This is a genomic window from Streptomyces sp. NPDC053560 (genome assembly GCF_044544605.1).
In the GTDB taxonomy this organism is placed as follows: Bacteria; Actinomycetota; Actinomycetes; order Streptomycetales; family Streptomycetaceae; genus Streptomyces.
In genome coordinates this window covers 1-24,415 of the sequence record NZ_JBITXI010000003.1, presented here as the reverse complement: position 1 = coordinate 24,415, position 24,415 = coordinate 1, and the positions used below count along the sequence as shown (strand labels likewise).

19 protein-coding genes and 1 pseudogene are annotated in these 24,415 nt (G+C 69.8%); 12 read left to right on the top strand and 8 right to left on the bottom strand.

Annotated features, from left to right (window positions below; genetic code table 11):
• Positions 1-27 precede the first annotated feature (27 nt).
• Positions 28-495 (bottom strand): hypothetical protein, encoded by a 468-nt coding sequence (locus ACIGQF_RS06880; protein ID WP_399706472.1) that lies wholly within the window; start codon positions 493-495, stop codon positions 28-30.
• A gap of 116 nt (positions 496-611) precedes the next feature.
• Positions 612-2,747, bottom strand: coding sequence for a heavy metal translocating P-type ATPase (locus ACIGQF_RS06875; RefSeq protein WP_399707604.1), 2,136 nt, complete (start codon positions 2,745-2,747; stop codon positions 612-614).
• 521 nt (positions 2,748-3,268) lie between these two features.
• Here ACIGQF_RS06875 and ACIGQF_RS06870 point away from each other — a divergent pair.
• Together ACIGQF_RS06870 and ACIGQF_RS06865 are read left to right on the top strand one after the other, a co-directional pair.
• Entirely contained in the window at positions 3,269-3,697 is a 429-nt protein-coding gene (locus tag ACIGQF_RS06870) for an Hsp20/alpha crystallin family protein (RefSeq protein WP_399706469.1), read from the top strand.
• A gap of 394 nt (positions 3,698-4,091) precedes the next feature.
• On the top strand, positions 4,092-4,703 hold the full coding sequence (locus ACIGQF_RS06865; protein ID WP_399706468.1) for a CBS domain-containing protein: 612 nt from the start codon (positions 4,092-4,094) through the stop codon (positions 4,701-4,703).
• A 112-nt stretch (positions 4,704-4,815) separates the two neighbouring features.
• Here the strand turns inward: ACIGQF_RS06865 and ACIGQF_RS06860 are convergent, their stop codons facing one another.
• Positions 4,816-5,721, bottom strand: a complete 906-nt coding sequence (locus ACIGQF_RS06860) for a universal stress protein (protein WP_399706465.1) — start codon at positions 5,719-5,721, stop codon at positions 4,816-4,818.
• Between the two features lie 179 nt (positions 5,722-5,900).
• Between ACIGQF_RS06860 and ACIGQF_RS06855 the strand changes: the two genes are divergently transcribed.
• A complete protein-coding gene (locus tag ACIGQF_RS06855; RefSeq protein ID WP_399706462.1) occupies positions 5,901-8,624 on the top strand; it encodes a cation-translocating P-type ATPase in 2,724 nt (907 codons plus the stop codon).
• 35 nt (positions 8,625-8,659) lie between these two features.
• On the opposite strand, the gene ACIGQF_RS06850 is transcribed toward ACIGQF_RS06855, so the two are convergent.
• Both ACIGQF_RS06850 and ACIGQF_RS06845 read right to left on the bottom strand, forming a co-directional pair.
• On the bottom strand, positions 8,660-9,181 hold the full coding sequence (locus tag ACIGQF_RS06850) for a cyclic nucleotide-binding/CBS domain-containing protein (RefSeq protein WP_399706460.1): 522 nt from the start codon (positions 9,179-9,181) through the stop codon (positions 8,660-8,662).
• Between the two features lie 186 nt (positions 9,182-9,367).
• Positions 9,368-9,787, bottom strand: a complete 420-nt coding sequence (locus ACIGQF_RS06845; protein WP_399706457.1) for a CBS domain-containing protein — start codon at positions 9,785-9,787, stop codon at positions 9,368-9,370.
• A gap of 260 nt (positions 9,788-10,047) precedes the next feature.
• On the opposite strand from ACIGQF_RS06845, the gene acsA reads away from it, so the two are divergent.
• From acsA to ACIGQF_RS06820, 5 genes are read left to right on the top strand one after another with little or no spacing between them, the layout of a single operon-like run.
• Positions 10,048-11,838: an acetate--CoA ligase gene (gene acsA, locus ACIGQF_RS06840; RefSeq protein ID WP_399706456.1), complete on the top strand. Its 1,791-nt coding sequence runs from the start codon at positions 10,048-10,050 to the stop codon at positions 11,836-11,838.
• Complete coding sequence (gene pdhA / locus ACIGQF_RS06835) at positions 11,835-12,995, top strand: pyruvate dehydrogenase (acetyl-transferring) E1 component subunit alpha (RefSeq protein ID WP_399706454.1); 1,161 nt, start codon at positions 11,835-11,837, stop codon at positions 12,993-12,995. The genes acsA and pdhA overlap by 4 nt, the downstream gene beginning before the upstream one ends.
• Complete coding sequence (locus tag ACIGQF_RS06830) at positions 12,916-13,935, top strand: alpha-ketoacid dehydrogenase subunit beta (protein ID WP_399706452.1); 1,020 nt, start codon at positions 12,916-12,918, stop codon at positions 13,933-13,935. The genes pdhA and ACIGQF_RS06830 overlap by 80 nt, the downstream gene beginning before the upstream one ends.
• Positions 13,928-15,325, top strand: a complete 1,398-nt coding sequence (locus ACIGQF_RS06825) for a 2-oxo acid dehydrogenase subunit E2 (protein WP_399706450.1) — start codon at positions 13,928-13,930, stop codon at positions 15,323-15,325. Before ACIGQF_RS06830 ends, ACIGQF_RS06825 begins: the two co-directional genes overlap by 8 nt.
• Positions 15,322-15,594: an acyl carrier protein gene (locus ACIGQF_RS06820; protein ID WP_399706447.1), complete on the top strand. Its 273-nt coding sequence runs from the start codon at positions 15,322-15,324 to the stop codon at positions 15,592-15,594. The genes ACIGQF_RS06825 and ACIGQF_RS06820 overlap by 4 nt, the downstream gene beginning before the upstream one ends.
• Before the next feature lie 28 nt (positions 15,595-15,622).
• On the opposite strand, the gene ACIGQF_RS06815 is transcribed toward ACIGQF_RS06820, so the two are convergent.
• Positions 15,623-16,033, bottom strand: a complete 411-nt coding sequence (locus ACIGQF_RS06815) for an OsmC family protein (protein WP_399706445.1) — start codon at positions 16,031-16,033, stop codon at positions 15,623-15,625.
• A 27-nt stretch (positions 16,034-16,060) separates the two neighbouring features.
• On the opposite strand from ACIGQF_RS06815, the pseudogene ACIGQF_RS06810 reads away from it, so the two are divergent.
• Positions 16,061-16,208: pseudogene (locus tag ACIGQF_RS06810) on the top strand (amino acid permease); the annotation flags it as partial.
• Between the two features lie 469 nt (positions 16,209-16,677).
• Here ACIGQF_RS06810 and ACIGQF_RS06805 read toward each other — a convergent pair.
• Complete coding sequence (locus ACIGQF_RS06805; RefSeq protein ID WP_399706443.1) at positions 16,678-17,532, bottom strand: MEDS domain-containing protein; 855 nt, start codon at positions 17,530-17,532, stop codon at positions 16,678-16,680.
• A gap of 3,037 nt (positions 17,533-20,569) precedes the next feature.
• Complete coding sequence (locus ACIGQF_RS06800) at positions 20,570-23,128, bottom strand: heavy metal translocating P-type ATPase (protein WP_399706440.1); 2,559 nt, start codon at positions 23,126-23,128, stop codon at positions 20,570-20,572.
• A gap of 198 nt (positions 23,129-23,326) precedes the next feature.
• On the opposite strand from ACIGQF_RS06800, the gene ACIGQF_RS06795 reads away from it, so the two are divergent.
• From ACIGQF_RS06795 to ACIGQF_RS06785, 3 genes are all read left to right on the top strand, one after another.
• A complete protein-coding gene (locus ACIGQF_RS06795; protein ID WP_399706437.1) occupies positions 23,327-23,602 on the top strand; it encodes an SHOCT domain-containing protein in 276 nt (91 codons plus the stop codon).
• A gap of 65 nt (positions 23,603-23,667) precedes the next feature.
• Positions 23,668-23,931, top strand: a complete 264-nt coding sequence (locus ACIGQF_RS06790) for a DUF2933 domain-containing protein (RefSeq protein ID WP_399706435.1) — start codon at positions 23,668-23,670, stop codon at positions 23,929-23,931.
• A 140-nt stretch (positions 23,932-24,071) separates the two neighbouring features.
• Positions 24,072-24,305 carry a hypothetical protein gene (locus ACIGQF_RS06785; protein ID WP_399706433.1) on the top strand — a complete coding sequence of 78 codons (234 nt, stop codon included), beginning with the start codon at positions 24,072-24,074 and terminating at the stop codon, positions 24,303-24,305.
• Positions 24,306-24,415: the final 110 nt, after the last annotated feature.

Here is a 24,415-nt window from a genome sequence, read left to right as displayed (position 1 = left end):
CTGCCCACCCGGCGCCCACGTCCGCACCTACCCGGTTCCGTCACGGCGCTGGGACGTGTGATCTCCGAACGAGGCGAGTTCGTCCGCTGCCTGGGCCACGATGCGCGCCACGAGAGCGGGTGTCCGTTCCTGTGCGCGCTGCCGCAGCTCCTCCACCGCGAGCTTCCCCTCGGCCTCGCACCGGGCGATCTCGGCAGCGGTCTCCGCGTTCATTCGCTCGGCGGTGTGCGCACGTACGGCATGAGCTTCCTCCCGTGCGCGCGACACGATCTCCGCTGCCCGGTGCGCAGCGTCCGCGCGGCGGCGTGCGGCCTCCCGGGAAGCCTGCTCACGTAAGCTCGCCGCTTCCGTCTCGACCCGCTGCATGAGGGCGAGTGACGGTTCGGCTTCGGCGGCGATCCGGTCGGAGCGGTCGGCCGGGACGCCTACGACACCGGCTGCGCCCGGGGCCCCGGCAGGGCGGAAGCGGGCCAGGAAGTCGCGGAAGCCTGCCATGGCCGTCACTCCTCACGCGGTGCGGCACCCCTCCCGGTCAAGTTAGGAGCGGTGCCTTGACGGAGATAGGGCCGAAAAGGCCACACCTGGGAGCCGGTTGGGCGCAATGGTGTCGGTCACTTGTCAGAAGCGAGGGAGAAGTAGCTCTCCTCTTCCTGGAGGAAGTGCAGGCAGAGGACGGTGTGCAGACCGTAGAGAGAAGCACGGAGGTCGTCGAGCTGCCCGGGCCGGAGCGAGCCGGTTTCCTCGGCCAGCCGCAGATGGGTGGCGATACGGCGCGCGAGGCGATCGATCTCGGTGTGGGCTCTGCTCATTGCTGTGGTGGCCTCGGGCCCGCCGAGGGCCGGGGCGAGCGCAGGGTAGAGCTGGTGTTCCTCGGCGTATTCGTGTGGCAGCAGGCGCTCGCTCATCAGGCGGTGGGCCACCCGGACAGCGCCCAGCGCATCAGGCGAGGCGCCGCGGCCCAGCTGGTCCGCGGCGTCCCGTACGGTGTCCAGGACGCCGCGCAGGGCATCGTGCTCGGCGGCGAAACGCTGGATGAGCTGCTCGGTGGTGGGATCGATGAGCGGCCGGGCGGCCGAATCCGGGCGCAGCGCGCGCAGGGCGTTCAGGATGACGGCCACGTCGATGCCTTCCTGGAGGAGGGCGCCGGCCGTGGGGGGAATGAGGCCGAACGCGGCCACGGCCATGGCCGTCACGGACATCGCCATGCCGCCGAGTGCGCTCTGCACGGCGATTCGCCGCGACCGCACGGCGATCATGACGGCATCCGCCAGCCGGTCCACCCGGTCGGTCGTCAGCACGACGTCGGCTGCCTCGCACGAGGCACCGGACCCGCGGGCGCCCATGGCCACACCGATGTCGGCGGCGGCCAGTGCCGGAGCGTCGTTCACGCCGTCCCCCACCATGACCGTGACCGCCCGGTCGCACTCGGCACGGACCGTGGCGACCTTGTCCGCGGGCGTCTGCTCCGCGCGCACGTCGTCCAGACCGAGAACGGCCGCCACCTCCCCGGCGGACTCGGCCCGGTCACCGGTGAGCATCACCAGTCGCTCGATGCCTGCCGCGCGCAGCCTCCGCAGCGTCCGGGCGGCGTCGTGGCGCAGCGGATCGCGGAGCAGGACGGCGCCGGCGAGGGCACCGTCGAGGGTCAGCCAGGAGAGAGTGGCGCCATCGAGGGCCGCGCGGTCGGCCACGGTAGCGGCCCACGCGGGCAGCGGGACGGTGTCGGGAAGGCGTCCCACCGAGGCCGGTCGGCCGTCGACGAGGCCGGTGGCCCCGACTCCCGGCTCCTCCGTCACCGCCTCGGGTACGGACAGCTTCAGCCCGCGGTGCTCGGCCTGTTCAGTCAACGCGCGGGCCAGTACATGAGAGGAGAAGCGGTCCAAGGACGCGGCCAGCCGGAGGACCTCGACCGCCTGTCCTCCCGGTGCGGCCGCCACCTCGACGACCCGCGGGCGCCCCGCCGTCAGCGTCCCGGTCTTGTCCAGCAGTACCGTCCTCGCCAGCCCGAGGTTCTCCAGGCCGGCGCCCTCGCGCACGATGACGCCACGGCGGGCCGCTTGCGACAGCCCGGAGACGACCGCTACCGGTGCCGCCAGCAGCAGGGGGCACGGCGTGGCGACCACCAGGACCGCAACGGCCCGCACCATCGAGCCACTGACCAGCCAGGCCGCTCCGGCCACACCGACGGACAACGGCAGGAACCAGGCCGCGTAGCGGTCGGCGAGCCGGACCACAGGGGCGGACTCGGCCCCTGCTTCCCTGGCCAGCCGGACGATGCCCGCGTACGTACTGTCCTGTTCGGTCGCCGTGGCCCGCATGTCGAACGCGCCGCCGGCGTTCACCACACCGCTCCGGACGGGATCGCCCGGAGGCCGCTCCACCTGGCGGGATTCCCCGGTGAGCACTGCTTCGTCCAGGACTGCCGTACCGTTCACGACCCGGCCGTCCACCGGGACCGCGTCACCGGGGCCGACGACCAGCAGATCTCCCACGGCGACCTCGGCCACCGGGATGGAGCGGACGTCGGATCCCGTCCGGCGGCGAGCCGAGCGCGGGGCCCGTTCCAGCAACGACCGGAGATCACGTGCGGCCCGTCGTGCCGCGGCCCTGTCCAGCCACCGGCCCGTGGCAAGCATCAACGCGATCAGCGCCCCGGCCAGGTACTCGCGCACGGCAAGCGTGCCCACCAGCGCCAGTACGGCGATGAGGTCCACCCCCGCGCGGCCTTGCCGAAGGGCCTTCAGCATCCACACCGACGCCGGAACCACGGCGACCACCGCGGCCAGTGCCCAGCACAGCTGAGCTGTGGCCGGTGCACCCAGTAACTGCGCCAGGCCGCCGGCGGCCAGGGTCAGCACGGTGGCGACGAAGAGAACTGGTTCGGACCCGTGCCGCGTCACGTCGGCCCCCTCGCAGCAGATGGTCCCGGAAGCCGGAACCCGGCGGCGCTCCCGGAACACGGAACACCGGGGAGCACCCACTTCTCGTGGGTCCTGATTGCCTGGTGCGCGGTTTCCCTCCGCTTCACCCGCCCGGCGACCTCCCCGGTGCCCACTTCCACCCCACCACGGAAGCCACTCCGCCGTAAGGGGCCTGATGGCCCTGTGCCCGCCGGTCGGCCCCGTTCCCGTATGCGCAGGTGAGAGTGGGCATCCGGAGCCGGGCCGACCGGGACCGTTCGGCTCCCTGAAGAGGCCGCCCGGCCCATGGTGCTCGGGGCCGCGGTCTGGCTGACTGGGCCTCGGGGATTCTGAGTAGGGAGGATGCAATGACGCTCGAATGGCGACCGCAGGTGCTGCCTGACGTGTTCGACTGGGCCGAGTCGAGCCTCGCCGGATTCCCGATGTGGCGGGGACTGGCCGGAACGCACGGCATCCGGATCGAGGAAGAACTCACCGACGACGCGTACCGTCTCCGGGCAGAGCTCCCGGGGCTGGACCCCGGCAAGAACGTGGAAATCCACATCGCGCAAGGGGTGCTGAGTCTGCGTGCCGAGCGTAGTGAAGAGACCGAGCACGGGCACCACAGCGAGTTCCGCTACGGCTCGTTCGCGCGGTCCGTACGGCTGCCCGCCGGTGCACGTGAGGACGAGGCGAAGGCCGAGTACAAGAACGGCATCCTCACCGTGACGGTCCCGCTCAGCGGCGCCAAGAAGCCGGCGGGCAGGACCGTGCCGGTCGAGGCCGTCACCTCGTGAGGCACTCCGGTGCACGGGCAGGAGGCCCGCCGATGCACCGCCCGTGCACCGGGCTCGTACTCAGTAGGCCAGTACTCAGCAGGCCACCCGCCGGACCGGCGTCGCACCGTGCGCACACGACGGACGCCAGGAGGACGACATGGGCGGACATGAGGAACGGGAACACGGCGCCGCTTCGGCGGAAGCCCGTCGGGCTCTGCCGAAGAGTCCCCCGCATCCGGTACATACCCGTCGGCAGGACCTCATGGTGCGGTACCTGTCGGCGCTCGCCAGCGACTCGTCACGGCGCTCAGCCGCGACAGAGGTCCCGGGTCCACCGGTTCGCGCGTCCGGCGAGGCCCCGCTTCCCGGCAGGACCGCGGAGACCGCAGCAGACCTACGGGTCCGGGACATCATGAGTCCCTGCACCACCGGCGTCACTTGCGGGACACCGTTCCTGAACATCGCGCGCACCCTCGCGGCAGCCGCGCTCGGGGCCGTCCCGGTCCTCGACGATGCCGGACGTGTCATCGGGGTGGTCTCCGAGTCCGACTTGCTCGCCCACGCGGCATCCCTGGCCGCGCCCCGCGGACCGGGCATGTTCGGCCGGTTGTTCCGCCACCGGGACCAACGGCGTCTCGCGGAGACCGCGGCAACTTTGATGACCGCACCCGCGGTCGAGGTCCACGTCACCACACCGCTGATCGAAGCCGCCCGCGCGGCCGCGCGGTCCCGAGTCAGGCAGCTGTTCGTCACGGACCACAAGGGGCGGCTGGCGGGCGTGGTGAGCCGTGGCGACCTGTTGCGCGCTTTGGTCCGGGACGACGCCGACGTCCTGGTGCGGATCAGGGAGTGTCTTGAGGCGAGGTTCTGCCCCGGCCACCCGGATGCGGTCCATGTGGAAGTGGTGAACGGCACGGTCACACTGACCGGGAAGCTGGACGTGGCGTTGATACCGCAACTGACCGGGGCGGTGTCCGCGATGGACGGAGTCACCGAGGTGGTAGACCATCTCCGGTCGGCCTGATCCCACGAGTCGGTGCACCGAGCCGGCCGGTGTACCGGATCGCCTGCACAACGAGCGACGTCCGGAAGCGCTGCCCAGCCTCCTTCACTCCTTACGTGTGACTTCCTCATGCTCACGTGTGAGGAACCACGGCGACAGGACAGTTCGCGTGGTGCAGTGCGGCATGGGCGACCGGCCCCAGCTTCCAGGCCAGTGGCGATCGCTGCATCCTGCGCCCGACGACCAGCAACCGCGCGCGAGAAGCGGCGCTCAGCAGAACATGCCCTGCCGTCCCCGTGGCGACCTGGGCTGTCGCCGCCACAGCGGGGAACTTCTCCTGCCAGGGAGCCAACAGGACGGCCAGCAGCCTGCGTTCATGGCCGACCAGGCGCTCGTGCTCGTGTGTCCGCACGCCGGCGTTGTCGTCCTGCCGGCCCGGTACCACCCTGTAGCGCACATGTTCTGGAAGAGTGCACACTCGGACGGCACGTACGGGAGCACCACTGGCCTCTGCGGCCGTGAAGGCGAACTCCAGGAGGGAGCCGGTGGCACCGTCGTCGGCGCAGGTGCCGATGCCCACGACAATCTCGGACGGCCCCGTCCCGGCTCCGGACGCTCGGTCATGGCCGGCACGCACCATAACCACCGGACACTCGGCAGTGCCCAGCACATGCAGGCCGGTGGAGCCGAGCAGGGCCCCGGCGAGGGCACCGCGTCCGTGCGAGCCGATGACTACCAGGGAGGCACTCTTGGCATGGCCCACCAGCGCCTTTCCCGCGAGTTCGGCCGTCAATTCGAGCGACATCGAGAGAGCCGGGAACTGCTCGGACAGTTCGGTCCGCGCAGCCTCCAGAACCTCGCGTCCGTAGCGCCGTTTGTTACCGGCTTCTTGAGCGATCGGCACATTGAGCGGCTGGGAGAGCCATGAGTGGAGGAGCAGCAACGGCCGGCCGCGGTGCAGCGCTTCACGCGCTGCCCAGCGAGCGGCGGCGAAGCTCTGCGGTGAACCGTCCAGTCCGACAACGATACGGCCGGTCATGGCACACCTCCGGGAGACACCGGGGTGAACGGCGGACGGCGTTCACCCTTCTGTTTTCACTGTGCCGATGACGTGCGAGGGAGCACAGGGCCGGGTGGTCCCGGGCCGAGGCCGCACGGCCCCTCGGCGCCGCGGCACGGGCCCATCGAGCCTGGCAGCGTGGACAGGAGGGCAGTGTCATGGCCGGAACCGAGCCGATCAAAGCTCCGGTGGAGGAAACGGGGCCGTACGCCGTGAACGATGTGCATCATCGCGAGAGCGGCGAGGTCGCGGCACTGCTCGGCGTCGATCCGGAACTCGGTCTCAGCGCTGCGGAAGCCCACCGCAGGCTGGCGGCACACGGACCGAACGAGCTGGCCGAGCGGGCCCGCCGCCCGGAGTGGCGGAAGCTGCTGGACCAGTTCCGCAACTGGCTCATCGGCATCCTGTTCGGCGCGGCGGTGCTGGCCGGAGTGATCGGCGAGGTCAAGGACGCCGCGGTGATCGCGTCGGTGCTGTTGATCAATGCGTTCATCGGCTACTGGCAGGAGCACCGCGCCGAGCAGAGCCTGGACGCGCTGCGGCGCATGCTGACCTCCACCGCCAGGGTCCGCCGCGACGGGGCCGAACGCAGGGTCCCCGCCGCCTCACTGGTGCCCGGTGACATTGTGCTGCTCGAAGCCGGCGACCGCGTGCCCGCTGATGGCCGAGTGTCGGTCGCACGGTCGGCCGAGGCCGGCGAAGCGGCCCTGACGGGCGAATCCCAACCGGTCGTCAAGACGGAGCAGCCGGTGGCAGGGGTCACTGCCCCACTGGCCGAACGCACCAGTGCACTGTTCATGAACACCGTGCTGACGCGCGGCCGTGCCGAGATGATCGTCACCGGCACCGGCATGCACACCGAGATAGGTGCGATCGCTGAAGCGTTGCGCACCGGGGCGGAGCCGCGTAGCCCGCTGGAGGACCAGCTGGACAGCCTGGGGCGGAGGCTGGCCCTGGTGAGCGGCGCTGCCGTAGCCCTCTATGCGGTCGTCGCCCTCGTACGCGGCGCGGCACTGCCGGACATCGCGCTGCGTGCCGTCGCGCTGGCCGTCGCAGCGATCCCCGAGGGGCTGCCCGCCGTCTTGGCGCTGACCCTGGCACTGGGGGTCTACCGGATGGCGCGGCGCGGCGCGATCGTGAAGAAGCTTGCCGCGGTGGAGGCACTGGGCTCGGCAACGGTGGTGTGCAGCGACAAGACGGGCACCCTGACGCTCAACCGGATGACCGCCCGCTGCCTGTGGTTCGCGGGACGCCTCCACCAGGTGCCGGGGGAGGGGAGCCGGACCGACCATGCGGCGTGGGGTGGGACGGATGAGCGAGTACCGGGCCTGCTGCACGAAGCGGTCCGCCCCTTCGTCCTGTGCAACGACGCCCGTCTGACCGACGACGGCATCGTCGGGGACCCGACCGAAGGCGCCCTGCTGGTGCTGGCGGCCCGGCTCGGACTCGACACCGATCGGCTCCGGGCGCAGGCGCCCCGTACCGGTGAGGTGCCGTTCGATCCAGCCGCGAAGTACATGGCCACGTACCATCAGGAGGACGGCGGCCGGACGCGCGTGCACATCAAAGGCGCGATGGACGTGCTGCTCCCACGGTGTGACACCGTCCTGGCCGAGGCGGGGCCGGCACCGTTGGACAGTGGGCGGCGAACCGAGATCGAGTCGGTATTGTCGGAACTCGGCAGTACCGGCCTGCGGGTCATGGGAGCGGCCACAGCGGTGGTGCGGAGTCCTCCGGCCGATGTGCTCGGGAGCGGGGCGCTGACCTTGGTGTCGTTCGCCGGCATCACCGACCCGCCGCGGCCGCAGGCACGGGGCGCCGTGGACCTGTGTCGGTCCGCCGGTGTGGCCGTCAAAATGATCACGGGGGACCACGCCGGCACCGCGAACGCCATCGCCCGGGAAGTGGGTATCCGGGGTGACGTCGTGACCGGCGCGGAACTGGACCGGCTGTCCGCGGAAGAACTCGCCGCCCGCGTCGACCGTATCGGTGTCTTCGCCCGCGTCGCCCCCGACCACAAGGTCTCGATCGTCCAGGCGCTGTCGGCCGCGGGTCACATCGTCGCCATGACCGGGGACGGAGTGAACGACGCCGCGGCCCTGCGCGCCGCGCACATCGGCGTGGCGATGGGGCGCAGTGGTACCGATGTGGCCAAGGAAGCGGCCGACATGGTGCTGGCCGACGACGACTTCTCCACCATCGTGCGGGCCGTGCGCGAAGGGCGCGCGATCTACGACAACATCGTGAAGTTCGTCCGCTTCCAGCTGTCCACGAATGTCGGCGCCATCCTGACCTTGATGGCCGCTTCGGCGATCGGGCTGCCCGCTCCGCTGACCGCCGTCCAGCTCCTGTGGATCAACATCATCATGGACGGTCCGCCCGCTATGGCCCTGGGCGTCGATCCCGCAGGCAGCGATGTGATGCGCCGTGCTCCCCGGCCGCCGGATGAGCGGATACTGGACTTTGGCAGGCTCACCGCGATCGTGCGGGCCGGTGTGGTGATGTCCGTGGGCACCATCGTGGTGCTGGCCGCGGCTCTCCGGTACATCCCGGAGGAGGCCGCCCTGACCATGGCGTTCACCACCTTCGTGCTGTACCAGGTCGCCAACGTCTTCAACGCGAGGTCGGAACGTACCTCCGTCTTCGGGCGCCACCAACTGCGGAACCGGACCTTGTGGCTGTGCCTGGCGGCGGTCGTCGTCATCCAGGTGGCCGCCGTGGAAGCGCCGTGGTTGCGGACCGTCTTCGACACCGTCCCGCTGACCGCCGGACAGTGGGCTCTCTGCGCGGCCGCCGCGAGCGCGGTGCTCCTGGTGGAAGAGGTGGTGCGGACAGGCGGCGCGTGGCTCACGAAACGACGGGGCTCAGCGAGCCCGGTGTGAGGCCTCCGGGACCTTCCCCGTACCTCGCCCGGCCGTCAGGCAGCACGGTAAGGGAAGGCCGGTTCGCGTGCCACGTCCACCACCTCCCGGAGGTCGTCCAGCCCTTGCGCTGTCAGTCCTCCCTGCGTCGCGAGCCAGAAGAGGTCCTCGAAGGTGACGACGCCCACCAGCCGGCCCTCGTACACGACGGGGACCCGGCGTATGCCGTGGCGTCGCATGGCGTGGTGGACGGTCGTGATGTCGTCGGCAGGGGTGACACTGACGGGATCCCTGGTCATCACCGATTCGATGCGTTCCTGAGCCGAGAGTCCCGGCGCCAGGACCCGGAGCACCAGATCCCGGTCGGTCACCACGCCCAGGAGCCGGTTGTCGTCGTCCACGACGAACACGGCGCCGACCGACGCGTACTGCATCTGCCTCGCCACGTCCTGGACCGAGGCCATCACCGGAACGGCGACGGCCGGTGAGGACATCGCGTACCGGATCTCCATGGCTCCTCCTCCTGCCTGGCCGGCGGTGGCGGTGAGGCGGTTGCCGACGTGGTGACCGCCGGCCATGAGCCACCACGCCGACCCACCCTCAGCATTTCTCCGCCGAGCCGTCGCCGACAGGTGCCGGATGCCCCGGCCGGGGGACCGGCCGGCCCGGCCGGAGGCCCCGTTCGACGGGACTCCCACGCAGTGCGGCGGACGGCGGTCATCGAGCCGTCGTCCGCCGCATGTCGCCTGACCGGGTCGTCCGCGTCACCTCGCCGCAGCGATCACCTCGACGAAGTGACCCACCTGGGCCTCGCTGACATGGCGGGCGAGGTCGGCTTCGCTGATGACGCCGACCGGCCGGTCGTTCTCCACAACGGGCAGCCTGCGGATGAGGTTGTCCTCCATGGTCTGGAGCACGTGCCGCACGTCGGCGTCGGGTGCGACAGAGACCGGGCTGCCCTGTGCGAGCTCACCGGCCGTCATGCTCTGCGGGTCATGTCCCTGCGCCAGACACTTGACCACGATGTCCCGGTCCGTGATGATGCCGCGCATCCGCTGGTCGGCATCACAGACCAGCATCGAGCCGATGTCGTGCCGCGTCATCCGCTTGGCCACGTTCACCAGTGTTTCCTGCTCACCGACGCACTCGGCACCCTGGTGCATGATGTCCCGTGCCGTGGTCATGGCACCCTCCTCCTGCTCTGCCGACAGGCGGGCCGGGTGTGCCCGCCCGTAGTGCCGTGAGCACAGCCTCGCACCGCCCGAGGGGAAGCGGACAGTGCCGAACGGCCCTACGGGCACGCACCACCCGTACCAGGACGGCCGTATGGACCGCGGCAGGGGACGACCGGCCCCTACGCGACCCCGAAGAGACCCGCCATGCTTGTGCCGAGGTAACGAGTAATCCCGTACGAGCGACCGGGACTGCGGAAGCGAGAACGCGCATGGCGGGGCAGACGATCCCCAAGGCCACCCGGCCTCGGGTCAGGCCGAACCTCACCGACTACGACGCCACCTGCGCGCACTTCAGCTGGCGTACGGTACGTGAGCAGTTGGCGGGGCTGCCCGACGGCGGCCTCAACATGGCCTACGAGGCGGTGGACCGGCATGTCACCGAGGGCTGGGGCAAGCACACAGCCCTCCGCTGTGTGCGCCGGGACGGAACGACGCACACCACCAGCTACGCCGAACTCGCTCTCGCCAGCAACCGGTTCGCGGCAGCCCTGCGCTCGCTGGGCGTAACCCGTGGCGACCGGGTCTTCACGCTGCTCGGCCGCTGCCCGGAGCTGTTCACCACCGTCCTCGGTACGCTCAAGTGCGCCGCTGTGCTCTGTCCACTGTTCTCCGCGTTCGGCCCGGACCCGGTACAGCAGCGCATGCGCCTCGGCAACGCCCGTGTACTCGTCACGACCGAGCAGCTGTACCTGCGCAAGGTTGCTCCGGCCCGTGCGTCACTTCCCGAGCTGGAACACGTACTGATCGTCGGCCCACGAGAGCACGAACTGCCCGGGACCCGCCGCTTCGACGAGGTAGTCGCGGCGGCACCGGAGAACTTCACCGTGCCGCACACCGCACCGGACGACATGGCGCTGCTGCACTTCACCAGCGGCACCACCGGCACACCCAAAGGTGCGATACACGTCCACGAAGCGGTGGTGGCCCACCACGTCACGGCGGCCTACGCACTCGACCTGCACCGCGACGACGTGTTCTGGTGCACCGCCGACCCCGGCTGGGTCACCGGCATGTCGTACGGCGTCATCGCCCCGCTCACCCACGGCGTGACCGTCGTCGTGGACGAGGGCGATTTTGACGCACGCCGCTGGTATCGGATCCTCGCCGACGAACGCGTCACCGTCTGGTACACCGCACCCACCGCGCTGCGCATGCTGATGCGCGCCACACCGCGCGAGGGCCCGTACGACCTGCCCCGTTCCTACGACCTCTCCGCCCTCCGCTTCATCGCCTCCGTCGGTGAACCGCTCAACCCCGAGGCTGTGCGGTGGGGGAGCGATGTACTGGGTCTGCCGGTGCACGACAACTGGTGGCAGACCGAGACCGGTTGCATCGTCATCGCCAACCTCATCGGCGGCGACATCAGGCCGGGATCGATGGGCCGGCCGTTGCCCGGCATGCACGCCACCGTCCTGGCGCGTGGTCCCGACGGGCGCGCTCTGCGCCGCGCGGGGCACGTCCGGGAGGTGGATCGGCCCGACGTGGCCGGTGAACTCGCCCTTCGGCCCGGCTGGCCGTCGATGTTCCGGGGCTACTTGCACGATGAGGGGCGGTACGCCGGGAGCTTCGCGGACGGCTGGTACCTCACTGGCGATGTGGTCCGCCGGGACGCCGACGGCTACTACTGGTTCGTCGGACGGGCCGATGACGTCATCAAGTCCGCCGGGCACCTCATCAGCCCGTTCGAGGTGGAGAGTGCGTTGCTGGAGCATCCGGCGGTCGCCGAGGCGGGTGTGATCGGACGTCCCGACGACACCGCGGGCGCGGTCGTGAAGGCATTTGTGTCGCTTCGGGCGGGACGGGAACCGGGGAAGGAGCTGGAGCGCGAGCTGATCGCCTTCACCCGGCGCAAGCTCGGCCCCGCGGTGGCACCCCGCGAGATCGCGTTCGACCAGAACCTGCCGAAGACCCGCAGTGGAAAGGTCGTACGGCGGGTACTGCGGGCCCGTGAACTCGGCCTGCCAGAAGGTGACGTGTCCACACTGGAAGGGCCGCCATGAGTACCGCGCGCAAGAAGAGCCCGAAAGACGAGGCCACGCACCGTGGCGTCGGGAGTTCCCGGCCGGAGCGGCCCCGGCCTCGGGCCGGCGCCAGGGACGACGGAGGGGACGCGGACAAACACCGGCACGAGCTGCTTGCCGCGATGCTGCTGATCCGCCGCTTCGAAGAGCGTTGCGTCGAGCTCTACAGCGCCTCTGCGATCCGCGGCTTCGTCCACCTCTACATCGGCGAGGAAGCCGTCGCCGTCGGTGTGATGCAGGCGCTGGAACCGGCGGACGCCGTGGTGTCCACATACCGTGAGCACGGACACGCCCTGGCGCGCGGAGTTCCAGCCGAGGCCGTGCTGGCGGAGATGTATGGCAAGGTCAGTGGCTGTAGCCGGGGCCGCGGCGGCTCCATGCACCTCTTCGACGCCGAACGCCGCTTCTATGGAGGCAACGCCATCGTCGGCGGCGGGCTTCCGGTGGCCGCGGGGCTCTCGCTCGCCGAGAAGATGCGCGACACCACGAACGTCGTCTGCTGCTTCTTCGGTGACGGCGCCTTCGCCGAGGGGGAGTTTCACGAGACCGCCAATCTCGCGGCGCTGTGGAACTTGCCACTGCTGCTCGCCTGCGAGAACAACCTCTACGCCATGGGCACACCGCTGACGGCCGAACACGCACAGATCGACCTGGCGATGCGCGCGTCCTCGTACGGCATGCCGGCCTGGGCCGTGGACGGCATGGACGTACTGGCCGTCGAGCAGGCCGCCCGCCGTGCGGTGGACGGCATCCGGGCGGGACACGGCCCGCACTTCCTGGAGCTGCGCACGTACCGCTTCCGCGCCCACTCCATGTACGACCCCGACCGCTACCGCGACAAGGCAGAGATCGAACGGTGGCGCGCCCGCGACCCCCTCACCGTGCTCGGCACGCTGATGCGGACGCAGGGCGAACTGGACGATGAGGCGTACGCGGAAATGGAGCGGGGCGCTGCCGAAGCAGTCGGGCGGGCGGAGGCGTTCGCCGAGGAAGCCCTGCTCGAACCGGCGGCCGATCTCCAGCGGTTCGTCCATTCCGAGAGCCAGGTGGCACGTCATGGGGACGACAACGGGTACCAACAGCACGCGGAGCACGGGGACGACCTACCGGGAGGCGTTGCGCGACGCGATTCGTGAGGCGCTGACGGCCGACGACCGTGTCTTCCTCATGGGCGAGGACGTCGGCAAGTACGGCGGTGCCTTCGGTGTCAGCCTGGGGCTCCTGGAGGAATTCGGTCCCGAGCGGATCCGCGACACACCACTCTCGGAGGCGGCCTTCGTCGGGGCCGGCATCGGGGCGGCCATCGCCGGCCTCCGGCCGGTCGTCGAGGTGATGACGGTCAACTTCAGCCTTCTCGCACTCGACCAGATCCTCAACAACGCCGCCACCCTGCTCCACATGTCCGGCGGCCAGGTGTCGGTACCGATCGTCCTCCGCATGACCACGGGCGCCGGACGACAGCTCGCCGCCCAGCACTCCCACAGCCTGGAGGGCTGGTACGCGCACATACCCGGCATCCGCGTACTGGCACCCGCCACGCCGGCGGATGCACGGGACATGCTCGCGCCCGCCCTCGCCGACCCGGACCCGGTAGTCATCTTCGAACACGGCTCCCTCTACAACACCAGCAGTGACCTGTCCGCGACCCACGACCGTCGAGCGGACATCTCCTCGGCGGCCGTACGACGACAGGGCAACGACGTCAGCCTCATCACCTACGGCGGATCGCTGCCGAAGGCACTGGCCGCCGCGGACCGGCTGGCGGCGGACCGGGTGTCCGCCGAGGTCATCGATCTCAGGTCGTTGCGCCCACTGGACGACGCCACGATCATGGCGTCCGTCCACCACACCAACCACGTCGTCGTCATCGACGAGGGGTGGCGGACCGGAAGCCTGGCCGCCGAGATCTCCGCCCGCATCTGCGAGCAGGCCTTCTACGAGCTCGATGCCCCGGTCGAGCGGGTCTGCAGTGCCGAAGTGCCGATTCCCTACGCGCGCCACATGGAGGAAGCGGCCCTGCCGAGCACAGGCAGCATCGTGCGGGCGGCACTGAGGACGGTGGGCCGCAATGGGTGAGTTCCGCATGCCCGCGCTGGGTGCCGACATGGAACAGGGCACCCTGACCGAATGGCTCGTGCACCCGGGGGACCACGTCAGCAAGGGCGACCCGGTGGCCGTGATCGAAACCGCGAAGTCCGACATCGAGGTGGAATGCTTCGAGAGCGGCGTGGTCACCGCACTCCTCGCCGATCCGGGAACGGTGCTGCCGGTCGGTGCGCCCCTCGCCCGGATCACCAGCGAGGTGGAAGCCGGGGCGGTTCGGTCAGTGGCCGACGAGCGTGCGGCCTCCCGGTCCGGCGAGTCCACTGCCTCGCCCGAGCCTCCTGTTGCGGCGGACACGGTGAAGCCCGTCATACCGCCCGGCGACACGGTGACGTCCCCTCTCGTACGCCACCTCGCCCAGGACAAGCACGTCGACCTCGCCACAGTCCGCGGCACCGGCCGTGGCGGACGCGTCACCCGCCACGACGTGGAACGGGCCGCGGCGCCCCCGGTACGGATCCGTGCCACCCCCATGGCCCGCCGTCTCGCCTCCGAGGCGGGTATCGACCTGGCCGCCGTGACCGGTACGGGAGACGCGGGCGCGGTACGCGTCGACGACGTACGAGGCTGGGCCGCTGCCCACCCGGCACCGGACGGGCGGAGAGTGGCCGCCGGCCACGTGCCGAAGGCGGTCACCGCAGCGCCGCACCGGGCGACGAGTGGACCTGCGACCGGCGGACCCGGAGGACGGGGCCAGCGCCGGGAAGCGATGCGCTCGGCCATCGCCGCCCTCATGGCCCGCTCACAACGCGAGATCCCGCACTACTACCTCTCCCGGACCGTCGACCTCACCCGCGCCATGACCTGGATGAACGCGTACAACCGTGACCGGCCCGTCTCCCAGCGGCTGCTTCCCGCATGCCTGCTGCTCAAGGCCGCGGCACGGGCCGCACGCGAAGTGCCCGAGACGAACGGACACTGGACGGACGGCCGCTTCCACCCCGCCGGAACGGTGCGTCTCGGTGTCGCGATCGCCCTGCGCGGTGGCGGTCTGGTCGCCCCCGTTCTCCGTGACGCGGACGAGGACACACTCCCGCAGCTCATGGCCCGCCTGAAGGACCTTGCGAATCGAGTCCGCGCAGGGCGCCTCAAGAGCTCCGAAATGGGCGAACCCACCATCACGGTGACCAGCATCGGTGACCGCGGAGCGGACACGGTCTACGGCGTGATCTATCCACCGCAGGTGGCCCTCGTCGGATTCGGCACGGTCCAGGAGCGGCCGTGCGCGGTGGACGGACTCCTGGGAATCCGGCCGACGGTCGTCGCCACGCTCGCGGGGGACCATCGGGCGAGCGACGGGGCCACCGGAGCCCGCTACCTCGCGGCGGTCGAGCGGCTGCTCCAGCAACCGGAGGAACTATGAAACCACTGACGCACGAGGAAGCCCTCACGATCATGCGACAGGAGATCTTCCGCATCGCACCCGATGCCGATATGGATTCCCTGCCCACGGACGCACGGTTCCGAGAGGTCCTCGAACTGGATTCGCTCGATTTCCTCAACCTCGTCGAAGTACTCACCGAACGCACCGGTGTCCGCATCGACGAAGAAGACTACGAATCCTTGCTGACGCTCTCCGGCAGCGCCGATTTCCTGGTCGCCCGGACCGCCGGCCATGCGGCCGCTCAGTAGGCCGCTGTACCCGCCACCGTCCGGCGGTTCAGCGGATGCCGATGTCAACCTCAGGAGGCAGACGCGGCGAGTTGTGCACCGTGCACCGCTTCACCTTCACCACCGCACTCAGTTCCTCCCGTCGTGCTGAGCTCAAGCCCGCAGGCGTGATGACGAGGATCTCCATGCGGGCGACGCGCGGCGGGCGGTCTTCGGCCATCTCGAATCTTGTGTCGACAAGAAGCGCCTCGCGCGACAGACGGTGACGCTGCAGGAAGCGGCCGGCGTAGTACGCGACGCACGCCGCAAGATATGCGACGAACAACTCCACCGGAGTGGGCCCGAAATCCTCCCCGCCGGTCTCGGACGGCTGATCGACGGCGGCCGTGTGACCTCGCACCGCGCCGGTGCAGAACTCCCCACCGGCATACGAGACACTGATCCGCCCCGGTTGGTTCACGCGGCCGTATCGCCGCGGGAGCAGGCCATGAGCAAGCCATCGACCGCCAGCAGGATGACGGATGAGCCGCACCGGCGGCTCGGGGTGCCGGATGCCGTGATGATCGGCCTCTGGTCGATGATCGGCGCGGGCATCTTTGCCGCCCTCGCCCCGGCCGCAGGAGCGGCGCCTCGCTCGCTGTCCTCTACTCGGCGACCGCCTGCCATTCGATCATGCCGCGCGCGGTCTCGTTCCCGGAGGAATCCTTACGGCCAACGTCACTGTGGTTCCTGTGGCGCTGGCGGAGATCGAGAACAGGTCGGTGAGGCGAGTGACAAGCCCGGTGCTACATCCCCACCGACCTTTTTCGCACTCGTCCTCCTGAGAGGCGCCGTCCTCTGCATCACATGCAAGACCTGACGCATCGATCTGACACTCCAGGAAACCATGGCTCTGCCGCAGGAGTAACGTGCCACCGCTGTCGTGTTCGATGACGCTGGTGACAACAGCGTCCACGGCTACGAGATATTCTCCTCGCACCACTTCCGTCACCCCTGCTTCTGTGGCGAGATGCTCGATGAGCGACCGCAGGCGAGACAGGTCACCGAGGGCAAAGGACGTTGTCAGCAGAAGGCGGCCAGGGGCATCACCGGAGGCAGCCGACGTCATTCAGCGCTCACCTCTCTCAGAACCAGGTGCGACAGGTTCTCGGCGCCGACACAGCGGAGAAGATGCGCCTGCTCGGGCCGGCAGAGAATGCGGACAGGTCCGGAGGAGGATGCGCTGCGTGTCAGCTGTACCAAGTCCTCGGCGCACGCCGCGCTGAGGAACACCAGCCGCGACATGTCGACGCTCACCTGCCGTGCCCGGGTGCTGCTGGCCAATGTCTCGCGCAGAGCGGCGTGGAACTGCTCTCGCGTGGCCATATCCGCCTCGCCCACCAGCCGCAGCCCATGAGGGGATGCCTCGGCGTACAAGGCGCCCGTACGCGAGAGAAGGCTGGTTGGGTGTGCGTGATGCATGGCCTCAAGAACGTCGGGGGCGAACCACCGCACGTCATAGGCGCAGATTTCCGTGTACGGGCGATCGGCGAAGAGGTGGTCGGCGTGGGTTTCGCGGTGCATCATCACGGCGACGTCCGCGTTCAGGTCGGGCACCCAGTGCATGTCGATGTACGTGCGCAGACCGCGGTACCCCTCGGCGAGTGCCTGATCGGTCTCCTCCTCGATGCGTTGCCACTGGCGCGCCGCGGTGAACTGCTCATGGGGGTGGATGAGTGCCCGCATGCTACTGACGGCCAGTTGCCCACATCTGCGTGCGTCGGCCACCAAGGGGCCTGGGACGTCGATGCGCGCCCACACTTCCCTTTCCGCCAACTGGGGACGGGCGAAGATCACGACCTTTTCCTGCCGAGCCAGTCCCGTCCATGCGAAAGTAGTGACGATGTCACGGGCCGCGTGATCGCAGCCATAGCTGACGAAAGCGTGGTCGCCAGCTCTGAGCTGTTGCACCGGCAGCATGCCTGGATGCCCACCATCAGACATCATCGCCTGCCTATCTGCTGAGCGTGCCTCGATCCGTGCGATGCACGTTAACCGAAGCTGCGAGGCAAGCACCTGGCTCTCCCGTGAGTTACAGGATGAGAACCCGACGTATCCAATAGGGGCGCATGCATGCACTGATCTGCCCACTTGCTGTCCGGCCTCTTTCCCTTGCCTGAAGCGGCGCGAGGAGGTAGCAGCCAGGCTCGGCCGCCGGCACTGCGGCGGTGCGCATCCCCGTGCCGCCGCGCTACGAGAGCATCGCAACTGGGCCAGAGCCGACAGCCGCCACAGGGTACGCAGCAGCTGACAGCCCGCCTGTCGTGCCTTCACGGTGCCTGTACAACCGAGGCCCACGACCCCGGAGGGGCGTGTCCCGCTCGTGGAGTGGCTTCCGTGGGTCGCTGAGCAACGCTTCGGTGTCTCCCGGGGCACCGGTCGGGAGACACCGAGGAAGGCGCGTTGCTACCACGCTCGGATGCAGCGGCTCCATGATGCTCCGCCGAGGGTGCCTGTCCATCCGGCGGGCAGGCGCAGGCGTAGTTCGCCGTTGTGTCGTCGTAGCACGTCACGGGTGGCGATCAGTAACGCAATGCCGACGAGACTGACCACCGCTGACCACCGCTGACCACCTGGTCTCCTGGGCGAAGTTCGCCCCGCGGACCATACAGTCCGGCGGGAAGAACACGGCAGGGCCCACCGGCAAGGACAACCCGTGGATCAAGGGCGCGGTGGGCGAGGCCGCGCTGTCTGCCCCCGGTCCGCCGCCCGCTGTCCAAACGCAGGCCGACGAACGCACCAGCATGCTCTCGGCCTGGGGGATTTTCCGTTCAGGCACTCGGGCGGGCAATAATCCGTACTGGCTCGGATGGCCCTGAGCTTCGGATTCAACCAACCACCAGAAGTCCCTCCTGAACGAGGATGCCGACGCGGACGCTGGTGGTTGGTGCGGCCGCGCGGGGCGTTGCCGAGTGAGTGGCCGTGGGGATGGCCGTTGGGCGGATGGAGAACCTCAGCAGCGTCTGAAACGACCTCCGCGCGGCCGCGGGAGCCAGGATCGCGCGCCTCGAAGCCTTGGGGAATCCCTCATACGAGGTAGACGATCCCGCGGTTCGTGTGCAGGTCGCGCTTTTCGCGGATCGGCCGAAAATGCCGCGCCTGATATCGGGCAGGCGGGGCTTTGCAGGAGTCTGCACTATGTTTCGCCAGGCCCCTACGCGCCGTGCACCGGGGCAGCGTAGCCCAGTCTGCTGGCCCGGCCCCAGCCGCTCGACGGCGACGTCCCGCACATGGCGCATGCCGCTCTCTTGGTGTCCGCCTGCCCTGCCCCGGGGGAATCAGCACGAGCGTGGCCGGGGAAAGCGGGGTGAGAGCTGACGTGTCCCCTGGCTCGCCCCCAATGCCGTCGGGCTTCGTCGTGAGCCGCACGGCGTGCTCTCCCCGAGAATGGAGGTCTACCTTCGTCGACCGTGCGTCCTGCGCCTGTTCCGGGGCTTAGGAGGCGGCGTGACCGAGTGGGGAATCTGCGGGGCACGGACCAGACTGCGGCGAACCCGGGAGAGGGGCTTCTCGGGGGCTGTGTCTGGGGAAGCGAATAGCTAGGAAGGCGGCGGGTCGCGGGAAGTGGTGTCGTCCGGCGGCTGCGAGTGGGAGGCTTGAGGGGCCGGTACCGGCAGGACATCTCTGCCTCTTCTCCTGAAGGCGGAACATGTCTCCCACCGGGCGGCCGCCGCCCAAAGAGCGACGGCCGCGGGCGCGAGGCGTAGGCGCCCCGCCGTTACCTCGCGCGGTACGTCCCGCGCGGTACGGGTGGATGCACCCTGTCTCGAACAACCGCGAGGACGGTGGCTGGAGCTGTATCGGACGGCGATGCGGCTCCAGCGTCCTTGAATGGTGGTTCGGCTCGGGGGCAGGGAGCCTTCAAGCGCGGCGCACGCGCCGGCGCTGTCACGGCCTGCTGGCCGTCTATTGCGATTTAAGAGTAGAACGCCTGCCGGGTGCGCGGAACCCTCTCTGGCCGGGACGTCCTCTTGCCCCTCGGCTTACCGGCCTTTCCTCGCACATGCCTGTTCCCGATCCATTTCTCCGGCTGACCAAGGCCGATCGCTTCGGGCGCAAGCCGCTGCTGCTGATGCTCGGGATTGACTTCGCCGTGCTGAGCGTGCCGCTGTTGGGCTGAGGAGAGCGCCTACAAGCGGCTGGTCGACATTCTCGGGGTGGCCCGCCGCTCCGGCGGCGTCCCCTGGGATGCCGTACGTGATGACACCGAGCCCTTTGGCCGGCGGCCCATCGGAGACCAGCACGGGCCTATTGGCGGGTCGTCAATGACGGCTGGACGGTGAAGCATTGAGCTACCTGGCCGCAGCGCACGCCTCTGAGAGGGAGGAACGCCACTTTCCGCTTCGTGACGTACACCCGTGCATCCAACCAAACCGACCTGGAACGAGAGGGCAGATGTGGGCGTCGAACTCTCCTGAAGGTGGGAACGGCCGGGGAGGGGCGGGCGATGTCGGGTCGCCCGCCCCCGCGCTGTAGGGCCGCTCGGCTCAGACCGTCACGGCTTGCGGTTCGGGAGTAGCCAGTACTGCCCCACCGGCGTCCATAGCCCGCGGCATGCGCGCTGCTGGCCGCCGTCGGCTTTGTCCGAGGGCACGACTCCCGTCCGGGATCCGACAGTCCGACTGCCTCGTAAGCCGACCAGGGTGGCCGTGGCAGGCTCTCCGTGCGGGCGATTATTGCCCGCCGAAGAGGGCCCGCTCGAAGGCCGACATCTTCACGTCGGCGATGGTCACCGGCGTACCTCCTGCGTGTACGTCGGGTGCTGGTTGTCTTACAGGTGCAGCGGGGCATTCTGCGTTCCCGAGGCTGCCCGTACGGCGGCGGTTAGGAGCGGCGCGTTCCCGTTCCTGACGGCCAGAGCTTTGTCGGGGCCCCACCGGCCCCAGCCGGGGATGTCCAAGCCTTCGAGCTGTGGGCGTGAGCCCTGACCGCACCGGGCCCGAGCCCGGACCGGAGTTCACCGCGGGGCGCCTCCCTTATCGACACCGTTCGCCGGTGGTGGCCGGGTGATGCGCCGGCGGCGAAGGCGGGAGGCGTTGGTGACCACCGACAGTGAGGAGAGTGCCATCGCGGCGGCGGCGAGGATCGGGCTGAGGTGAATCCCCCACAGCGGGTAGAGGGCACCGGCGGCGACGGGTACGCCGATGGCGTTGTAGGCGAGCGCGAAGAACAGGTTCTGGCGGATGTTGCGCATGGTGGCGCGCGACAGCCGGACGGCGGTGACCACGCCGGTCAGGGAGCCGGAGATGAGGGTGATGTCGGCGGCTTCGATGGCGACGTCGGTTCCGGTGCCGATGGCGAGGCCGACATCGGCGGCGGCCAGTGCCGGGGCGTCGTTGATGCCGTCGCCGACCATGCCCACCGTGCGGCCTTCGCGCTGCAGGCGGCGGATCTCGTCCGCCTTGTGCTGTGGCAGCACCTCGGCCAGCACGCGTTCCACGCCCACCTGCCGGGCGATTGCTTCGGCGGTGCGGGCGGTGTCGCCGGTGATGATGACGACCTCCAGGCCGAGCCGGCGCAGCGCGGCGATGGCGGCGGCGGAGTCCTCCTTGACGGTGTCGGCCACGGCCAGCACTCCGGCCGGTGTGCCGTCGACGGCGGCGAACACGGGGGTCTTGCCCTGGGCCGACAGGCCGGTGGCGACGGGGAGGAGGCCACCAGGGTCGATCCCGGCGCCGTCGAGCAGGCGGGCGGTGCCGACCAGGACGGTACGGCCGTCAGCCGTGGCCTTGACACCTTTGCCGGCGACCGAGTCGAACCCGTCGACCTCGGGCAGGGCCAGGCCCCGCTGCCGTGCACCGGCGACGATCGCCGTCGCGAGGGGGTGCTCGCTCATCTCCTCGACCGCGGCGATCAGCGCCAGCAACTCGTCCTTCTCGAAGCCGTCGGCGGGGTACACATCGGTGAGCGCGGGGGTGCCGGCGGTGACGGTGCCGGTCTTGTCCAGCACCACGGTGTCGAGCTTGTGAGCGGTCTCCAGCGCCTCGGCGGAGCGGATGAGGATGCCGGCGCGGGCGCCCTTCCCGGTGCCGACCATCACGGACAACGGTGTGGCGAGTCCGAGTGCACACGGACAGGCGATGATCAGCACTGCGACGGCGGAGACCAGCGCGAGGGTCAGGGCCGGCGGTGGACCGAGGGTGTACCAGAGCGCGAAAGCAGCGACGGCAATGGCGATCACGGCGGGCACAAAGTAGCCGGACACGGCGTCGGCGAGCCGCTGGATGGGAGCCTTGGACGCCTGTGCCTGCCGCACGAGGCGGATGATCTGGGCCAGCATCGTGTCCGCGCCGACCTTGCTCGCGCGCACGCGCAGCGCACCGCTGCCGTTGACGGTCGCGCCGACGACGGTGTCCCCGGTGCGCTTGGTGACCGGCATCGGCTCACCGGTGACCATCGACTCGTCCACTGCCGAGGACCCGGAAAGCACGGCGGCGTCGACCGGCACCTTCTCACCGGGCCGGATCACCAGTTCGTCGCCGACCACGACGTCCTCGACCGGTACCTCCGCCTGGGTACCGTCACGGACCACCCGGGCGGTGCGGGCCTGCAGCCCCAGCAGGGCGCGGATCGCCTCGCCGGTGCCGGCCTTGGCACGGGCCTCCAGCAGCCGGCCCAGCAGGATCAGGGTGAGGATCACCCCGACCGCCTCGAAGTAGACCTCGCGCACCTCGCTCGGCAGCAGCCCGGGGGCGAGGGTGACCAGCAGGCTGTATCCGTACGCGGCCGTTGTGCCCAGCGTGATCAGGGAATTCATGTCGGCGCTGCGGTTCCGTAGGGCCAGCCAGCCGGTCGAGTGGATCGGCCAACCGGTGTAGAACATCACCGGAGTGATCAGCGCCAACTGCAGCCAGTGATTCAGCAGCCAGCCGGGCACCCAGTCGGCACCGAGCAACTCGTGCGTCATTACGGCGAAGAGCACCGGCAGCGTCAGCACCGCACCGGTGGCGACGCGGCGGCCCAGGTCCCGGATCTCGGCGCGGCGCTCGGCGGCTTCCGCGGCCTCCGCCTGGGCCCCGTTCTCACCGCCCGAGGGCTGGTCCGGCGTACGGGCCCCCGCGAGGGCCCGGCCCCCTCCACCGCCGGCAGCGGTCCCGGCGGCGTCCGGTACGGGTACCGGTTCCGGCGCTCGCGCTGTCGGTTCCGGTTCGACCAGCAGCGTGCCGTGAATCATGTTCATCCCGCAAGCGAAGCCGTAGGAACCCGCCGTATCGGGGTTCAGGCGCACGGTGGTGCGCTCGTACGCGGGCAGCCCTGCGCTCACCCGCAGATCGGGGAAGACCACCCGGGAGGTGCACTCCCCGGACTCCTGCCGGTCGAATTCCAGCTCCACCGGCATGCCCTGCCGGACACGGATGACATCGGGGCGGTAACCGCCCCGCACGGTCACTGCCACGCGCTGCACCCCACCCTCCACCAGGGCTGTGTGGGCAGAGCGCGGTCCGAAGAAGAACCATGCCAGGACGGCGATCGCGCCGACAGCAGCGGCAACGACGACAAGATCGGAGACACTCACGGCGACCGCCCCCCCCAGCGTGGCTGTCCATCCTCGCTCGCCGGTACCCCTACCTGGCAGGGGCCGAACGGTCTGGAACTCGGGGCCGTTCAGGCCTGGGCGCGCGCTTGCGCGCAGGGAAATAGTGAGTGGAAAGAGCCCCGTCCACCGGCAGCGGGCCGGAACGAGGCGCTCGTGCCCCCGAGGAGGTGGCACACCATGATGTTCTGGTACGACCACAACGTCGGCGGGTGGGGCTGGTTCGCGATGTCGGCCGGAATGCTTCTCTTCTGGGCAGTGATCATCACAGTCGCCGTCCTGGCCATCCGCGCTCTCAGCCGGCCGCACGAGCACACGCACGTCACCGCTGCTCCTTCGCCCGAACAGCTGCTCGCCGAGCGGTTCGCCCGTGGCGAGATCGATGAAGAGCAGTACCAACGGAGTCTGGCCACGTTGCGTTCCGGGGGCTCCAGCGGCCCCTTCATCAAAACCTGACCACCGAACGGGCACGAGGCCCGCATGTCCCCGAGCCGGCCGCCCTTGCGCCGAGGAGGCCCACGATGCAGAACAAGGGGTCCTACGGCTTGTACGTGATCGCACTCGCCATCTTCTTGGTCGGAGCCCTCGCCCTCGGCGTGCCCGCCAGCACGCTCGCGGTGCTGGCCATTGTCGTGGTCTGCCCGCTGATGATGCTGGTCATGATGTGGGGCATGCACGGCCACCAGGGTCAGGGCGGCGGTTCCCGCAGCGCCGACCGAGACCGGAGCGACCCGCTGCGCGAACCCGACCAGCATCACCGGCGCCCCGGATCCAGCCATCCGTAACGACCGCACGGTCCAGGGCATCTGTAACGACCGCAGGCAAGCGTCCGGCTGCCCTCCGGTGAGCGATCAGTGAGCGAACTTCATCGCCACTGCGCATCGCCCGGGCACCGCCGGGCCGCGGCTCGTTCGAGGAGGACGTGATGGCCGACGCCGCATACGGGCTGTGGCCTCTGGTGGTGTTCAACACCCTGCTGTTCGTGGTGTTCGCCGCCAGCTTCTTCCACCCGAAGACCAGGCGGGACTGGCGGGCCATGAGCGCCTGCACCGCACGTACACCCGCCTTCTGGCCCAGGCGGCTCCGCGCAGCGCCCACGCACCGGCGCCCGGACATTCCCGGAGCGCACAGCTCCTACCCGCCGGCCGGTCACAGGTGACCATGCGCGGAAGCTCCTAAGGGCTGTCCCGTAAATGATCTATGAGTGGCCTCGGGGGTGGTGGGCTGCTGTCCGGCTGGTGGTCTACCCGGCGAAAGCGAGGTTGTGCA

Coding starts and splice junctions, on each gene's coding strand:
- ACIGQF_RS06880 (WP_399706472.1), bottom strand. CDS start 495: ATGGCAGGCTTCCGCGACTTCCTGGCCCGCTTCCGCCCTGCCGGGGCC.
- ACIGQF_RS06875 (WP_399707604.1), bottom strand. CDS start 2,747: ATGCTGAAGGCCCTTCGGCAAGGCCGCGCGGGGGTGGACCTCATCGCC.
- ACIGQF_RS06870 (WP_399706469.1), top strand. CDS start 3,269: ATGACGCTCGAATGGCGACCGCAGGTGCTGCCTGACGTGTTCGACTGG.
- ACIGQF_RS06865 (WP_399706468.1), top strand. CDS start 4,092: ATGAGTCCCTGCACCACCGGCGTCACTTGCGGGACACCGTTCCTGAAC.
- ACIGQF_RS06860 (WP_399706465.1), bottom strand. CDS start 5,721: ATGACCGGCCGTATCGTTGTCGGACTGGACGGTTCACCGCAGAGCTTC.
- ACIGQF_RS06855 (WP_399706462.1), top strand. CDS start 5,901: ATGGCCGGAACCGAGCCGATCAAAGCTCCGGTGGAGGAAACGGGGCCG.
- ACIGQF_RS06850 (WP_399706460.1), bottom strand. CDS start 9,181: ATGGCCGGCGGTCACCACGTCGGCAACCGCCTCACCGCCACCGCCGGC.
- ACIGQF_RS06845 (WP_399706457.1), bottom strand. CDS start 9,787: ATGACCACGGCACGGGACATCATGCACCAGGGTGCCGAGTGCGTCGGT.
- acsA (WP_399706456.1), top strand. CDS start 10,048: ATGGCGGGGCAGACGATCCCCAAGGCCACCCGGCCTCGGGTCAGGCCG.
- pdhA (WP_399706454.1), top strand. CDS start 11,835: ATGAGTACCGCGCGCAAGAAGAGCCCGAAAGACGAGGCCACGCACCGT.
- ACIGQF_RS06830 (WP_399706452.1), top strand. CDS start 12,916: ATGGGGACGACAACGGGTACCAACAGCACGCGGAGCACGGGGACGACC.
- ACIGQF_RS06825 (WP_399706450.1), top strand. CDS start 13,928: ATGGGTGAGTTCCGCATGCCCGCGCTGGGTGCCGACATGGAACAGGGC.
- ACIGQF_RS06820 (WP_399706447.1), top strand. CDS start 15,322: ATGAAACCACTGACGCACGAGGAAGCCCTCACGATCATGCGACAGGAG.
- ACIGQF_RS06805 (WP_399706443.1), bottom strand. CDS start 17,532: ATGCTGCCGGTGCAACAGCTCAGAGCTGGCGACCACGCTTTCGTCAGC.
- ACIGQF_RS06795 (WP_399706437.1), top strand. CDS start 23,327: ATGATGTTCTGGTACGACCACAACGTCGGCGGGTGGGGCTGGTTCGCG.
- ACIGQF_RS06790 (WP_399706435.1), top strand. CDS start 23,668: ATGCAGAACAAGGGGTCCTACGGCTTGTACGTGATCGCACTCGCCATC.
- ACIGQF_RS06785 (WP_399706433.1), top strand. CDS start 24,072: ATGGCCGACGCCGCATACGGGCTGTGGCCTCTGGTGGTGTTCAACACC.